This window comes from Kitasatospora sp. NPDC086801 (assembly GCF_044745805.1).
Lineage (GTDB): Bacteria > Actinomycetota > Actinomycetes > Streptomycetales > Streptomycetaceae > Kitasatospora.
Map to the genome: position 1 here is coordinate 40,264 of NZ_JBIVAX010000047.1, position 14,437 is coordinate 54,700.

Genomic DNA, 14,437 nt, shown 5'->3' on the forward strand with positions numbered 1-14,437 from the left:
CGTGTGTTAGACATGAGACACCGGGGCCCAACCCCGACAGCGACCCACGGACGCACGGGGGAGGCGCCGAAGTGGCAACAGGAACCGGCACAACCGGAGGCGCCGGCCGGGGCTACCGCGTCGAGGTCGAACAACTCCGCGCCTTCGCCGCCCAAGTCCGGCTCCTGCTCGCCGATTTCCAACGCCACGCCGACGGCGCCGCCACCCACGGAAGCAGCGGCATCGGCAGAACCGCCTTCGGCACCTTCGCCGAAGCCACCGAGATCCACAGCCGCTACAACACCATGCGCGACGGCCTTCGCGATGTCCTCAACCAACTCCAACAAGCCGTCGACGAAGCCCAGAAGAACGCCGAACTCACCGCCACCAACTACGAAGAACACGACCGGCACACCGCGAAGAAACTCAAACTCGGCGACGACGGCTGGTCCGTCGCCAACCCCTCCGCCAGCAGCAAGGTGGCTTGCGAGCACACCGTCGCCCCACCCGCCCCCGGCGGCAGCACACCCGCCCCTTGACCCCCGGCGCCCACCGGCCGAGCCCGAACGGAGGCGAACACCCCATGGCCTACACCGACTTCACCAGCTACAGCCACGCCCAACTCCGCACCATGGCCCAGGCCCTCAACCCCGGCGAAGTCATGGCCGCCGGCGACCCCTGGCGCCACGCCGCCGACACCCTCAAAGCCATCCGCGCCACCCTCACCCGCGCCAGCACCGAAGCCGCCGTCACCTGGGAAGGCACCACCAGCGACGCCTTCCACACCCGCATGCTCCACCTCGCCGACAGCATCAACAACGCGGCCTCGTACGCCAACGACGCGGCCAACACCCTCCACAACATGTCCGAGGCCATCGCCAAGGCCAAACGCGACATGCCCGAGGAACCCAGCACCTGGGAAAAGGTCAAGGACACCGTCGGCGACGGAGTCTCCTCCGTCTTCGGCGGCGACGACGAACACATCCCCGTCGCCGACCGCCGAAAAGCCGAAGCCGCCACCGTCATGCAAACCCTCGCCATGCACTACCGCATCGCCACCCCGGCGCTGAAGCCGCCACAGAACCTGTCACCGTTGCAGAAGTCGGGCGAGACACGCGATGTGACGCCACAGGACGATCCGACCGGGACGGCGGCGGTGGCGAGCGCGATGATGTCGGGCACCTCGATCGGTGTCGCGGGAACGTCAGGGCGGGTGACGAGTAGCCCACCACCGCGGAACCCGAAGTCTTCCGAACCGGCGATGCCGGCCCGCTCCGCGTCGAGGAGTGTGTCTGTTCCGACCGATTCGGGGATCAAGGGTGGCACGGCGCAGACCCCGCCGAAGGCCCAGGGTTCGGTGAACTACGGCCCCGGCGTGGGCATCGCTGGCACGCTGGTGGTCCTCCCTAACGGGGCTATGGCCACTACCACCGTTCCAGGGACCCAGACCTCCGGAGCGGGTGTTGTGCCGCCCGGTGGCGTTGCGGGCAGCCTCCCGGGTAGCAATGGCGGGCAGGGGATCTCCAATCCCGCAGGCCCGGCCGCAGTCGGTCTACCGGTTGGCCCCGGCACCGGTCAGGCCAAGGTCGGATTTGGCGGTCGGGAACTCCCGGACGGTGCGAATCCGGCGGGCGGCCCCGGGCCGGTCGGCGGCCGGGCGACTGGTGCCGGTGGACCTTATCCGGGTGGGGGAAGCGGGGACCGAGGTGGTTCTGGCGCCCGGCCGATGGGTGGGCCTACGGGCCGACCCGGTGGGATCGTCGGCGGGACGGCGCGGCCGGTCGAGGGAATGCGTGACAAAGAGGCTTTCACGGAAGGCGGTTCCGGCCTAGGAGCCCGGAACCGGCTCAGGGGGGAACCCGGTGTTGGCGGCCCAGGCGGCATGGCTCCTGGCATGCCGCTCACCGGCGCGCAACGGCACAAGAAGGACCGGGAGAAGGGCGGTCGGCGGCCCGACTACCTCGTCGAGGACGAGGAGACCTGGGCGTCGGACAAGCCCGCCAATCCGAACGTGGTGGAATGAGCCCAGTCCTGAATCGGATGGGTGATCTGATCGCGTCCCGCAGATCGGTGATCTGCGGGACGCCTCGCTGAGTGGGGTGACCAGGTTTGACGAGCCGCCGGTTGGCACGTGGTACAGCGGCCCTTGCCGCCGGGGCATTGATCTGGAGCGTCGCGGCACCGACGGCATCGGCGGATCAGATCAGAGACGAGCAGTGGGCCCTGAAGACCTTCGAGGCCGAGACGAAAGTCTGGACTGTCAGCCAGGGCGAGGGCGTGATCGTCGGCCTGGTCGACAGCGGGGTCAACCAGGACCACCAGGACCTCACCGGGCAGGTTCTTCCGGGGGGTGACTTCTCCGGCACGAACACGGACGGCCGCACCGACGGCGACGGCCATGGCACCGCGATGGCGAGCCTGATCGCGGGGCACGGGCACGGCGCTCAGGCAGGGGTCATGGGCTTGGCGCCGAAAGCGAAGATCCTGCCAGTGAAGGTACGGACCGACGGCGAGAATCCGGATCTCCAGCGGAACGGCCTCGCCGAGGCGATCCGCTTTGCCGTGGATCACGGTGCGAAGGTCGTCAACATGTCGGTCGGGGGGACGTCGAGGTCCGATTCCCCGGCACGCGAAGCCGTCAACTACGCGGTCTCCAAAGATGTCGTGCTGGTCGCCGCCACAGGAAACAACGGCGCCAACCTGAGCGGTGTCCAGTACCCGGCGGCCTTCCCCGGAGTGGTGGCGGTGGCGGCTGTGGATTCCACGGGGAGCGTTTGGGACCGTTCGACTCCGGGTGCCGAGACGACACTCGCCGCGCCCGGTGTGGAGATCTACCAGGCCACGGCCAAGTCCTCGTCGAGCTACGGCGTGGGCAACGGCACTTCGGATGCCACCGCCTACGTCTCCGCCACCGCCGCGTTGATCCGTGCGAAGTATCCGGAGCTGTCGGCTGGGCAGGTGATCAATCGGATGATCAGGACTGCTGCGGCGCCGGGGGACGGGTCGGCGGTGCCGGGGAGCAGGTATGGCTTCGGGGTTCTTGCGCCCGCGAAGGCGTTGGAGGCGAATCCGGTTGTGGACAGCGGGCCTCGGGAGAATCCGCTGGTGGGGCGGGGGGAGTCGCAGGGGGCTCCGGTGGAGGGGGTGACGGAGCAGCCGAGTGGGGAGGCCGTGGTGCCCGCGGCTGGGGCCGGCGGGGCCGGCGGGGGTGGCTGGTTCGGGGTCGGGGTCGCGGTGGGGGTGGCGTTGTGGGGGGTGCTGGTCGGCGGGGTGGTGGTGGTCGTGGTGTGGGGGGTGCGGGCCCGGCGGAGGCGGGTGGCTGAGGGGGCTGGGCGGCCGCCGTTCGGGTGAGGGGTGAGGGCGGGGGTGGCAGTATTTTGGTGGCGGTTGGCGTCCTTGCCGCTGGTGGGGCGGGTGGCGGGGTGGCCATGCTGGGGCCATGAGTGCTTCTGAGCGTGGCGTGGATCCGGCGGGTGTGGTCGTTCCGGATGGCAAGGACTGGACGTGGGTGTTGGAACGCCCGTGTCCGGAGTGTGGGTTGGACGTCCCGGCGGTGGTGCCGGAGGACGTCGCGGGGATGGTCCGGGCCAATGCCGAGGGCTGGTCGGCGCTGTTGGCCGGGGACGAGGAGGGGGTGCGTCGGCGGCCGCGGCCGGGGGTGTGGTCGGGGCTGGAGTACGCGTGCCATGTCCGGGACGTGTTCCGGTTGTTCCGGGTCCGGGTGGATCTGATGCTGGACGAGGACGGTCCGCTGTTCCCGAACTGGGATCAGGACGAGACGGCGGTCGCCGAGCGGTACGGGGAGCAGGTGCCGGCGGTGGTGGCCGGGGAGTTGACGGAGGCCGCGGCGGCGTTGGCGGCGGCGTTCGAGCGGGTGGCGGGCGAGCAGTGGCGGCGGACCGGGGGCCGTAGTGACGGGGCGCGGTTCACGGTGGAGTCGTTCGCCCGCTATCTGATCCATGACCCGGTGCATCACTTGTTCGATGTGACGGGTGTGCGGGTCTGAGGGGACTCACCAGCCGGAGGCCTCCCGCAGCATGGTGCGCCGGAGCCGGCCGGCGACGCTGGCGGTGTCGGTGCCGATGACGTCGGCGATCTCGGGGGCGGCCAAGCCGACGACGTAGTGCAGGATCGCCAGGTCGTCGTCGGCGGGATGGCGGTCCGGGGTGGCGGGCACGTGCCGGGTGTGGTCGGCGACGGTGCTGCGCAGGATCTGCCAGGCGTTCGCGGTGGGGTTGGAGCTGCCCAGCAACTCGCGCCATTGGACGGCGATTTCGGCGAACGCCTGTTGGACGGCGGTGGCCGCGGCGCTGTGCTCGGTCAGCCAGACCCGGGCGTAGCTGAGGTACCGGGGGCGGTGGAGTTCGCAGAAGGCGGCGAACTCCAGTGGTACGTCCTCCGGCTCGCCGGGCCTCGGGGGCGGCTCGGCGGAACTCGCGTGACGGTTGGTCATCTCGGCTTCTCGGAAAGGGAGATGGACGGCTGACGGTGGATCATCTGCGCTCACTCTACGATATGCCCTCGGTGCGCTGGGTTACCAATCGGATTGAATGCCCGGAACCCGCCGCCGCTCGGCCGGTTCCGGTGTCGACCGGTGGGGCGCGGTGGTGCAGCGGTGGTGGGGCGGCCGGGCGGGGGATCGGTGGGGAAGGGTGGCGCAGTGGCGTGGGGGGCGTAGTTGCGAGCACGTCGCGGCTGGTCAGGGGGTGCAGGAGGGGTGTGGTTGCAAGACGGTTGATGTGCCACCGTAGGGCTTATGGAGGCTGGCGTCCACGCCCACGGCGCGAAGCCGCGGCCGCACAACCATCCGCGCAACCACACCTTCGATCGCGCCTGCACCGGCGTGGCGCCACGGAGCGGGTGGACGGCGCCACGGAGCGGCCGGACGGCGTCGTGGGGGCCTCCGCCGGGGGCGCGCCGGCGGGTGTGGTGGTGGACGTGCCGGTGACGTGCCGGTGTGGACGGTGCGCTCGCCGTGGCGGCGGCGCACCGGGTGGCTGAGGCGGCGGAGCAGGCGCCGGTCCGGGCGGTCCCGCGCCTGCCGGCCGCCACCGTGCACATCGGCCACGCCCCGGCGGCCTGGGGCCGTCCGGCCCGGGGGCCGAGGCGCGGGTGGGGTGGTCTGTCGTCAGGGCTTCGGTCGGGCCTCCGTCGGGGAGAGGCGGTCGTCGACGGCGTTGCCCCGTTCGACCTGGGCGGGGAAGGATTCGATGGCCCGCCGCCGGGTGAGTTGGGCGGCGGTGGCAGCTGCGGCCGCAGTCGCCGCGGCGGCCCCGTCGGCGGCCTCCTCGCGTTCGCACCGGTGTGCGGCGCCGGTGGGGTGCCCGGTGGCGGGGCGCCCACTGACGGGGTGTCCGCTGGAGGGGTGTCCGGTGGCGGGGTGTCCGCCGGCGGTTCGTCGGCGGCGGCCGAGTGCGGTGCGGGCGGCGTGTTCCTCGGCCGCCTGTCTCGCGGCCAGGTAAGCCTGGACGGCAGCCATGCCGTAGACCGGCTGGATGAGTTGGTGGCCTTTGAAGAAGGGTCTGGCCGGGGCGAACCCGGCGGCGACCACGAGGTCGCGGATCTCGGCTATCTCGGCCTCGCTGCGGGCGGTGAAGCGGACCTCCCAGCCCTTCTTGTACGTATGGCCCTGTTCGCCGCTGCGGCGGGCCGGGTCCGGGCGGCGGACGTATCCGGGCAGGCGGCCAAGGCGGAGCTGGGCCGCGCGGAGGCCGGCGGTCTCGTCACGTGACATGACGCAAGCCTAGGCAATTCCCGGGGCGGGTTTGACGCCTGGAGGGTCTCCCGGCGTATGCCTTTGGTCACTCTGGGTCAGGCGGCCTGGTGGGCGATCGCTTTCGATCAGATATGACAACCTGACGACCGTCAATTACTCCGATTGAGTGAGGGTATGGGGACTTTAGTGCGGGCTGATCCCGGTTTCGCGACGGTTGGGTAACAGTGCGTCAGGTGGCCGGTGGCGGGTCGGAGCGGTTGGGGATGGTGTCCGCATGAGCTACCGGATTCCCACGCCGCCGCCGTCCCTGGAGGAGCTGGCGAAGCGTCAACAGAACGTCGTCACCGCGAGCCAGTTGCGCGCCCGGGGCGTGCCGGCCCGGATCGTCACCGAACACTGCCGTCGCGGCGGGCCCTGGCAGCGGCTGCTGCCCCGGGTGTACCTGTTGCAGTCCGACGGGCCGACCCCGGAGCAGCGGATGTGGGCCGCCCTGCTGTACGCGGCGCAGAACGGCCGGGAGGAGGGCCGCCGCGAGGGCGCGGTGATCACCGGCGCGGCCGCGCTCGCACTGTACGGCTTCGCCGCGGTGCCCCGGCTGCCGGCGGTGACCGGGGTGGATGTCCTGGTGCCCCGCCAGCGCCGGCTGAAGGACGCCGGGGAGGTGCGGATCCGGCGCACCGAACGGGAGTTGGTGGCCCGCTCGGTGCACGGCCTGGCCTGTGCGCCGGTCGCCCGGGCGGTCGCGGACGCGCTGTGCGAGTGGACGACGGAGGAGGACTGCGCCCCGGTGCCGGTGCGGGAGGTGCTGCGCGAGGCCGTCGCCCGCCCCGACGATCCCTGCACAGTCCGGGAGTTGGCGACCGAGCTGACCGAGTCCGGGCTGACCGGCGAACCCCGGGTGCGGGCGGCCCTGGACGAACTGCTGGCCGGTGAACGGGACTTCGTCATGGACCGGGTCGGCGAACTGGTGGACGAGTGCCTGCTGCCCGTCCCGCTGGTCGGCCCCGAGCTGCGGATGCGTGGCGGCACGTACATCGCCGTCCCCGACCTCTACTGGCCGGAGCAGGGCGTCGCGGTGGAGGTGGACCCGGACCTGCGCTGCGTCAGCGAGGGCGAGGCCGCCTGGGTGCGCGGCGGCCAGCACCGGATGGAGTACCTGGGGATCCGGGTGGTGTACGTCTCCGGTGCCCGGCTCGCGGCCGACCGGGACGCGGTCGGCGCCGAACTGCGCGAGGCCCACCGGGTGGGCGGCTCGGACGTGGTGGAGTTGATGGTCGGTTAGGTCTTGGCCGGATCCGCCCGCGCAGGGCCAGGGCTGAGCCCGCACCGGGGCCCGCACCAGGCCCGCATCAGGCCCTCACCAGGCCCCGCGTCGCTCCCGCGCGGCGCCCGCACAGCGCCAGGGCTACGCCCGTACCACCGGGGTGCCGACCAACTCGACCCCGGCGGCCCGCAGTTCGGCGAGCGCGGCGGAGGTGGTCGCCGGTGCGACCCCGGCGGTGAGGTCGAGCAGGACGCGGGTGGTGAAGCCGGCCCGGGCGGCGTCCAGGGCGGTGGCCCGGACGCAGTGGTCGGTGGCGATGCCGACCACGTCGATCTCGTCGACCTGCCGTTCGCGCAGCCACTCCACCGGGCCGCGGTTGTTCTCGTCCAGCCCCTCGAAGCCGCTGTACGCCGCCGAGTAGGCGCCCTTGTCGAAGACCGCCTCGACCGCGCCGGAGATGACGGCCGGGGCGAAGTTGGGGTGGAAGCCCACGCCTTCGGTGCCGGCCACGCAGTGCACCGGCCAGCTGGTCACGTAGTCGGGGTCGGTGGAGAAGTGGTCGCCCGGGTCGATGTGGTGGTCGCGGGTGGCGAGGATGTGCTGGTAGCCGGGGGAGGACTCGGCGATCAGGTCGGTGATGGCGGCGGCCACCTCGGCGCCGCCGGCGACGGCCAGGCTGCCGCCCTCGCAGAAGTCGTTCTGCACGTCGACGACGATCAGTGCCCGGTGCATGGCTCGCATCCTCGGATGTGGGGGGCGGCCGTGGTGGCGCCCCGGCGGGGGAGCCCTCGGGATACTCGGCCCGCGGCGGGGCTCGGGGGGTTCTCGGGGAGCTCCGGGGGAACTCTACGGCTGACTCTAGGGAGTGGCGCGCGGGGGCGGAAGGCTTGGGGCCGTCTTCGAGCTCCCGCCTGGGTGGCGACGGCTCCCGGGGCGGGCCCCGGGAGCCGTCCGCCGGTTCGCGTCGGTCGGCCGGGCGGGGTCAGAGGACGAGTTCGGTCGGCAGGACCGGGTCGCCCTTGGAGAGCTGGGTGGCCGACAGCGGCAGCGCGGCCCGGGCCCGGACGTGCCGTTCGCGGGCGGCGGTGAGCGGTTCGCGGCCGACGGTCCGGCCGGCCCGCACCAGCGGCACCTGCATCAGGTGCGGCTCCAGGTCGGCCGGGACCGTTCCGGTGCCGACCACCTCGGCCTCGGCGACGCCGTCGGCGTCGGGCCGTCGGGCGGCCCACTTGCGGCCGCCGATGCTGGTCTTGCCGCCGGCCGCGCGCTTGGCCACCGGCACCAGCGGCCCGTCCGCGGTCTCGGCGCGGGCGACCAGCTTGTAGACCATCGCGCAGGTCGGGTGGCCGCTGCCGGTGACCAGGCTGGTGCCGACGCCGTAGCCGTCCACCGGGGCGGCGGCGAGCGCGGCGATGGCGTACTCGTCGAGGTCGGAGGTGACGATGATCCGGGTCTTCGTGGCGCCGAGGTCGTCCAGCTGACGGCGGACCCGGTGGGCCAGCAGGGTGAGGTCGCCGGAGTCGATCCGGACGGCGCCCAGTTCGGGGCCGGCCACCTCGACGGCGGTGCGGACGGCCTCGCGCAGGTCGAAGGTGTCGACCAAGAGGGTGGTGCCCTTGCCCATGGAGGCGATCTGCGCGCGGAAGGCGTCCCGCTCGCTGTCGTGGACGAGGGTGAAGGCGTGGGCGGCGGTGCCGGTGGTCGGGATGCCGTGGGTGAAGCCGGCCTCCAGGTCGGAGGTGGCGGCGAAGCCGGCCACGTACGCGGCCCGGGCGGCGGCGACGGCGGCCTGCTCGTGGGCACGCCGGGCGCCCATCTCGATCACCGGGCGACCGCCGGCGGCGGCGGTCATCCGGGAGGCGGCGGCCGCGATCGCCGAGTCGTGGTTGAGGATCGAGAGGATCACCGTCTCCAGGATCACCGCCTCGGCGAAGCTGCCCTCGACGGTGAGCAGCGGCGAGCCGGGGAAGTAGACCTCGCCCTCGGGGTAGCCGTGGACGTCGCCGGCGAAGCGGTAGTCGGCGAGGTAGTGCAGGGTGTCGTCGTCGATCACGCCCTGGCCGGCCAGCCAGTCGAGCTGGGGGGTGGTGAAGCGGAAGTTCTCGATGGCGTCGAGCACCCGGCCGGTGCCGGCCATGACGCCGTAGCGGCGGCCGCCGGGCAGGCGGCGGGTGAACACCTCGAACACGGAGCGGCGGTCCGCGGCCCCGCTGCGCAGGGCGGCCTGCAGCATGGTGAGCTCGTAGCGGTCGGTGAGGAGCGCGGTCGAACCGGCCGCGCGCACTGAAGTGGCGTCCATGCGGATGATGCTACTACCACTTAGCGTCAGAGTGACGATTTCTCGTGGTGCGGGCCGGGCCGGAATCGCCCGGGGGTCCCCCGGATGGCAGCATGGGGCAGAAGAGGCGTGGACGGACTGCGCAGCGAGGAGGACCCGGCGGTGAGTGTCGCGCCCGTGGAGATCGAGCGCCCGGAGGTCGAAGGACTACCGGTGGTGGAGCCGGACACGCCCTGGGTGACCATCGTGCACAACGACCCGGTGAACCTGATGAGCTACGTCCAGTACGTCTTCCAGGCCTACTTCGGCTACCCGAAGGACAAGGCCAGGAAGCTGATGATGGAGGTGCACACCAAGGGGCGGACGGTGGTCTCCAGCGGCTCCCGCGAGGAGATGGAACGCGACGTCCAGGCGATGCACGGCTACGGCCTCTGGGCGACGCTGCAGCACGACTGACCGCAGCACGACTGACCGCAGCGCGATCGGCCGCAGTGCGATCGGCCGCAGTGCGGCTGACCACAGGACGGCTGACCACGGTGTGGCGGCCCCTCGCGCGGCGGACTGCTGCGCGACCGACCGCGGCCGCGGAGCCGGTACCCCACCCGAGACGACGAAGACGGGCTGACCGATAGACATGGCTGGGTTGTTCGAGAGTGCCGGCGGCGGAAGTGCGACGATCGCGCTGGACGAGCTGGAGGCCTCCATCCTGCGCTCCCTGGAGGTGGGGATCCTGCAGCTGATCGGGCCCGGCCCGGGCGGGGACGGCGGCGATCCGCTGGCCGCGCTGTTCGCCGAGGGCCCGACCGAGGCGCCGGCCAATCCGATGCTCGCCCGGCTCCTCCCGGACGCCTACGGCGACCCGGCCGCGCCGGAGGACCCGGAGAGCCGGGCCGCCTCGGGAGAGTTCCGCCGCTACACCGAGGTGGACCTGCGGGCCCGCAAGCGCGAGGACGCGCTGCACGTCGTCCGGATGCTCGACCGGCTCGGCGGCGAGGGCGGGGTGGTCAAGCTGGACCCCGCCGACTGCCTGCGCTGGCTGGGCGCGCTCAACGACCTGCGGCTGACCCTGGGCGTCCAGCTGGAGGTCAGCGAGGACGACGAGGAGCTCTACGAGCTGCCGGACGAGGACGACCGCAAGCCGCTGGTGATGGCGTACGTCTGGCTGGGGGCGCTCCAGGAGACGCTCCTGGAGGCGATCGCGGACTGATCCTGACCGCTCTCGGGCAAGCCCTGGTCGATTCGTCCAGTATGTGGACGGATGACCGGGGCATCTCCTGGTAAATCGGGCAAAACCTAGCAGGTCATGCTCAAATAACGCTCAGACGAACACCGCTGTCCGAACCCTGCGTGGTACGACTTCTCCACCCCACGAGACCCACCCAGGACGGTGCACCATGGCCGAGCAGCTGTACGACGACGTGGTCGACTCGAAACCGGACGAGGAGGGCTACCACCGGGGGCTGGGAAGCCGCCAGATCCAGATGATCGCGATCGGCGGTGCCATCGGCACCGGCCTCTTCCTCGGTGCGGGCACCGCGATCTCCAGGTCCGGCCCGAGCCTGATCCTCTCCTACGCCGTCGCCGGCGTGGTGATCTTCGCGATCATGCGCGCCCTCGGCGAACTCCTCACCTACCGCCCGGTCTCCGGCAGCTTCGCCGAGTACGCACGCGAGTTCCTCGGCCCCTTCGCCGGCTACGTGACCGGTTGGACGTACTGGCTGTTCTGGGTGGTCACCGGCATGGCGGAGACCACCGCCGCCGCCGTGTACGTGAGGTTCTGGGCGCCTGACATCCCGCAGTGGATCAGCGCGCTGACCTTCCTGGTGATCCTCTACGGGGCCAACCTGATCTCGGTGAAGCTGTTCGGCGAGATCGAGTTCTGGTTCTCGATGGTCAAGGTCACCGCCATCATCGGCATGATCCTGATCGGCATCGGGGTGCTCACCCTCGGCTTCAGCAAGGCCGGTGACACCGCGTCGATCACCCACCTCTGGCAGGACGGCGGCTTCTTCCCCAAGGGGATCGGCGCCACCGTGATGACGCTGCAGATCGTCATGTTCGCCTACCTGGGCGTCGAACTCGTCGGCGTCACCGCCGGGGAGAGCGAGAACCCCGAGAAGACCCTGCCGCGCGCCATCAACACCCTGCCCTGGCGCATCATGCTGTTCTACATCGGCTCCCTGGTGATCATCCTCTCGCTCGTGCCGTGGACCGAGTTCCAGCCCGGCGTCAGCCCGTTCGTCGCCGCCTTCGGCAAGATCGGCATCCCGGCCGCGGCCGGCATCATCAACTTCGTGGTGCTCACCGCCGCGCTCTCCTCCTGCAACTCCGGCATGTACTCCACCGGCCGCATGCTGCGCGACCTCGCCCTGCGCGGCCAGGCCCCGGGCCAGCTCACCAAGCTCAACACCCGCCGCACCCCGGCCTTCGCGATCACCGTCTCCTGCCTGCTGATGGGCGCCGGCGTGGTGCTCAACTACCTCGTCCCGGCCAAGGCGTTCGAGTACATCACCTCCGTCGCCACCGTCTGCGGTCTGTGGACCTGGGCGATGATCCTGATCTGCCAGATCCGCTACCGCCGGGCCTGGCGGGCCGGCCACCTGCCGCCGCCCACCTTCAAGGCCCCCGGCGGCGCCTGGACCAGCTGGGCCGCGCTCGCCTTCCTCGTCCTGGTCGTGGTGCTGATCGGGTTCGACGTGGACAACCGGATCTCGCTGTACGTCTTCCCGTGCTGGGCCGTGCTGCTGGTGATCGGCTACCAGGTGCTCAAGCGCCGCAACCCGCGGGCCGCCCACGGCGTCGCCCACGACCACCTGCACGCGCGCGACGGCGGCTGAACCGGCCCGCCCGCCCGGGCCCGGACCGCCGGGTCCGGACCGCCGCGCCCGGGTGGCGGACACCCGGTGACCGGGCCTCGGACGCCCCGGCGGACACCCATCGGGGCGTGGCTATCCTGACCGCATGCTGACCATCACCCGAGAACTCCGCGACCGGATCGTGGCCCACGCCCGCGCCGACCACCCGGACGAGGCCTGCGGCGTGGTCGCCGGACCGGCCGGCAGCGGACGGCCCGAGCGGTTCATCCCGATGCTCAACGCGGCCCGCTCGCCCACCTTCTACGAGTTCGACTCGGGCGACCTGCTCAAGCTCTACCGCGAGATGGACGACCGCGACGAGGAGCCGGTGATCGTCTACCACTCGCACACCGCCACCGAGGCCTACCCCTCGCGCACCGACGTGAGCTACGCCTCCGAGCCGTTCGCCCACTACGTCCTGGTCTCCACCGCCGAGGGCAACGGCGCGGACGACCCGTTCCAGTTCCGCTCGTTCCGCATCGTGGACGGCGAGATCACGGAGGAAGACGTCCAGGTCGTCGAGGCCCACCCGGCCTGACCGGCACCCACCTGGGCGCGGCCCGCCGAGCGCCCGCGAGCGGTCGGCGGGCCCGTGTCGTCTCAGCCCGAGAAACGGGAACATCCGGATCCCGAGACGGGCATGGAGGAGCGGGCCGGGGAATCTATACGATGAGCCCATGCGTTCCGTCGATGTGAGCAACCAGGCCCCGGGCACCCGCCTCGTGGCGCGCCTGCACGTCGACCTGTGCCGGCTCGCCAGTGCGATCTGTCCCGGCACGCCCGCGCGCTCGCGCTGAGCCGCCCCGCCCCACCCGGGCCCACCTCCTGCCGGCGACGCCGGGCCCCGGGACCACCCTCCCCGCCGCGCCCGCCGCGGCCCACCCACCCCACGACCCGCACAGGAGCGCACCCATGGCCATCGAGGTCCGCATCCCGACCATCCTCCGCACCTACACCGACGGCGCCAAGGCCGTCGAGGGCACCGGCAGCAACCTCGGGGAACTCTTCACCGACCTCGACGCCCGCCACCCGGGCATCGCCGCCCGCCTGGTCGAGGGCGGCGAGCTGCGCCGCTTCGTCAACGTCTACCTGAACGACGAGGACGTCCGCTTCCTGGAGGGCATCTCGACCGCCCTCGCCGACGGCGACAGCGTCACCATCCTGCCCGCCGTGGCCGGCGGAGCCCGCTGACCTCCCGCCCTCCCGCCCGCCCCGCGGCGGGCGGGAGGGCGTCCTTCCGCACCCTCACCGCCGTGGCCGGAGGCCTCCCTTGCGTTACGACAGCCCGCTCGAAGCCGTCGGCAACACCCCGCTGGTGCGCCTGCCGCGGCTGTCCGCCGCCGTCCCCGGCAACACCGACGGGCAGGTGACGCTCTGGGCCAAGCTGGAGGACCGCAACCCCACCGGCTCCATCAAGGACCGCCCGGCGCTGCACATGATCGAGCGCGCCGAGGCCGCGGGCCGGCTCACCCCCGGCTGCACCATCCTGGAACCCACCAGCGGCAACACCGGCATCTCGCTCGCCATGGCCGCCAAGCTCAAGGGCTACCGGATGGTCTGCGTGATGCCCGAGAACACCAGCGAGGAACGGCGCGAACTGCTCCGCATGTGGGGCGCCGAGATCATCCCCTCCCCGGCCGCCGGCGGCTCCAACACCGCCGTCCGGATCGCCAAGGAGATCGCCGCCGAGCACCCGGACTGGGTCATGCTCTACCAGTACGGCAACCCCGACAACGCGGGCGCCCACTACGCCACCACCGGCCCCGAGATCCTCGCCGACCTGCCGACCGTCACCCACTTCGTGGCCGGCCTCGGCACCACCGGCACCCTGATGGGCGTCGGCCGCTACCTGCGCGAGAAGGTCCCCGGCGTGCGGATCGTCGCCGCCGAACCCCGCTACGACGACCTGGTGTACGGGCTGCGCAACCTTGACGAGGGCTTCGTCCCCGAGCTGTACGACGCCGCCGTGCTCACCACCCGCTTCTCGGTCGGCTCCGCGGACGCCGTCCGCCGCACCCGCGAACTCCTCCAGCAGGAGGGCATCTTCGCGGGCGTCTCGACCGGGGCGATCCTGCACGCCGCGATCGGCGTCGGCCGCAAGGCCGCGGCGGCCGGGGAGCGCGCCGACATCGTGTTCGTGGTCGCCGACGGCGGCTGGAAGTACCTGTCCACCGGCATCTACACGGCGGAGACCACCGAGGCGGCCGTCGAGGCGCTGCAGGGCCAGCTCTGGGCCTGAGGCCCTGGAGGCCCTAGTAGTGCTTGGTCAGGTGTACGCGCTGGTGGCGTGTCCTGCGGGGCTGTGCCGCGTTGATGGTGTGTGACACCTGGGGAGTTGGATAAGG

At 71.8% G+C, this 14,437-nt stretch carries 16 protein-coding genes; 12 read left to right on the plus strand and 4 right to left on the minus strand.

Annotation, left to right across the window (positions count from 1 at the left end):
• The first annotated feature begins 71 nt into the window (after positions 1 to 71).
• The 4 genes from ACIPLC_RS32890 (at position 72) to ACIPLC_RS32905 (ending at position 3,985) form a co-directional block, all read left to right on the plus strand.
• Entirely contained in the window at positions 72 to 518 is a 447-nt protein-coding gene (locus ACIPLC_RS32890) for a hypothetical protein (protein ID WP_400476694.1), read from the plus strand.
• A gap of 44 nt (positions 519 to 562) precedes the next feature.
• Positions 563 to 2,002: a WXG100 family type VII secretion target gene (locus ACIPLC_RS32895; RefSeq protein WP_400476695.1), complete on the plus strand. Its 1,440-nt coding sequence runs from the start codon at positions 563 to 565 to the stop codon at positions 2,000 to 2,002.
• 137 nt (positions 2,003 to 2,139) lie between these two features.
• The gene (gene mycP / locus ACIPLC_RS32900) at positions 2,140 to 3,330 is read left to right on the plus strand and encodes a type VII secretion-associated serine protease mycosin (protein ID WP_400476696.1); all 1,191 of its coding nucleotides are present in this window, start codon (positions 2,140 to 2,142) and stop codon (positions 3,328 to 3,330) included.
• Between the two features lie 202 nt (positions 3,331 to 3,532).
• Positions 3,533 to 3,985: a DinB family protein gene (locus tag ACIPLC_RS32905; protein WP_400476697.1), complete on the plus strand. Its 453-nt coding sequence runs from the start codon at positions 3,533 to 3,535 to the stop codon at positions 3,983 to 3,985.
• Positions 3,986 to 3,991: 6 nt separating this feature from the next.
• Here ACIPLC_RS32905 and ACIPLC_RS32910 read toward each other — a convergent pair whose 3' ends face one another.
• Complete coding sequence (locus ACIPLC_RS32910; protein WP_400476698.1) at positions 3,992 to 4,432, minus strand: hypothetical protein; 441 nt, start codon at positions 4,430 to 4,432, stop codon at positions 3,992 to 3,994.
• 675 nt (positions 4,433 to 5,107) lie between these two features.
• Positions 5,108 to 5,713 carry a hypothetical protein gene (locus ACIPLC_RS32915; RefSeq protein WP_400476699.1) on the minus strand — a complete coding sequence of 202 codons (606 nt, stop codon included), beginning with the start codon at positions 5,711 to 5,713 and terminating at the stop codon, positions 5,108 to 5,110.
• Between the two features lie 256 nt (positions 5,714 to 5,969).
• Here ACIPLC_RS32915 and ACIPLC_RS32920 point away from each other — a divergent pair, with 256 nt between their 5' ends.
• Positions 5,970 to 6,977: a hypothetical protein gene (locus ACIPLC_RS32920; RefSeq protein WP_400476700.1), complete on the plus strand. Its 1,008-nt coding sequence runs from the start codon at positions 5,970 to 5,972 to the stop codon at positions 6,975 to 6,977.
• A 123-nt stretch (positions 6,978 to 7,100) separates the two neighbouring features.
• On the opposite strand, the gene ACIPLC_RS32925 is transcribed toward ACIPLC_RS32920, so the two are convergent.
• Together ACIPLC_RS32925 and ACIPLC_RS32930 are read right to left on the minus strand one after the other, a co-directional pair.
• A complete protein-coding gene (locus ACIPLC_RS32925; RefSeq protein ID WP_400476701.1) occupies positions 7,101 to 7,691 on the minus strand; it encodes an isochorismatase family protein in 591 nt (196 codons plus the stop codon).
• 250 nt (positions 7,692 to 7,941) lie between these two features.
• The gene (locus ACIPLC_RS32930) at positions 7,942 to 9,258 is read right to left on the minus strand and encodes a nicotinate phosphoribosyltransferase (RefSeq protein WP_400476702.1); all 1,317 of its coding nucleotides are present in this window, start codon (positions 9,256 to 9,258) and stop codon (positions 7,942 to 7,944) included.
• Positions 9,259 to 9,399: 141 nt separating this feature from the next.
• Between ACIPLC_RS32930 and clpS the strand changes: the two genes are divergently transcribed.
• The 7 genes from clpS (at position 9,400) to ACIPLC_RS32965 (ending at position 14,331) form a co-directional block, all read left to right on the plus strand.
• Positions 9,400 to 9,693: an ATP-dependent Clp protease adapter ClpS gene (clpS, locus tag ACIPLC_RS32935; RefSeq protein ID WP_063351371.1), complete on the plus strand. Its 294-nt coding sequence runs from the start codon at positions 9,400 to 9,402 to the stop codon at positions 9,691 to 9,693.
• 178 nt (positions 9,694 to 9,871) lie between these two features.
• Positions 9,872 to 10,444, plus strand: a complete 573-nt coding sequence (locus tag ACIPLC_RS32940; protein ID WP_400476703.1) for a DUF2017 domain-containing protein — start codon at positions 9,872 to 9,874, stop codon at positions 10,442 to 10,444.
• 187 nt (positions 10,445 to 10,631) lie between these two features.
• On the plus strand, positions 10,632 to 12,074 hold the full coding sequence (locus ACIPLC_RS32945; RefSeq protein WP_400476704.1) for an amino acid permease: 1,443 nt from the start codon (positions 10,632 to 10,634) through the stop codon (positions 12,072 to 12,074).
• A gap of 124 nt (positions 12,075 to 12,198) precedes the next feature.
• The gene (locus ACIPLC_RS32950) at positions 12,199 to 12,630 is read left to right on the plus strand and encodes a Mov34/MPN/PAD-1 family protein (RefSeq protein WP_400476705.1); all 432 of its coding nucleotides are present in this window, start codon (positions 12,199 to 12,201) and stop codon (positions 12,628 to 12,630) included.
• 139 nt (positions 12,631 to 12,769) lie between these two features.
• Positions 12,770 to 12,889 carry a putative leader peptide gene (locus ACIPLC_RS32955; RefSeq protein ID WP_347878546.1) on the plus strand — a complete coding sequence of 40 codons (120 nt, stop codon included), beginning with the start codon at positions 12,770 to 12,772 and terminating at the stop codon, positions 12,887 to 12,889.
• A 115-nt stretch (positions 12,890 to 13,004) separates the two neighbouring features.
• A complete protein-coding gene (locus tag ACIPLC_RS32960) occupies positions 13,005 to 13,283 on the plus strand; it encodes a MoaD/ThiS family protein (RefSeq protein ID WP_196952340.1) in 279 nt (92 codons plus the stop codon).
• 79 nt (positions 13,284 to 13,362) lie between these two features.
• Positions 13,363 to 14,331, plus strand: coding sequence for a cysteine synthase (locus tag ACIPLC_RS32965; RefSeq protein WP_363583759.1), 969 nt, complete (start codon positions 13,363 to 13,365; stop codon positions 14,329 to 14,331).
• Positions 14,332 to 14,437: the final 106 nt, after the last annotated feature.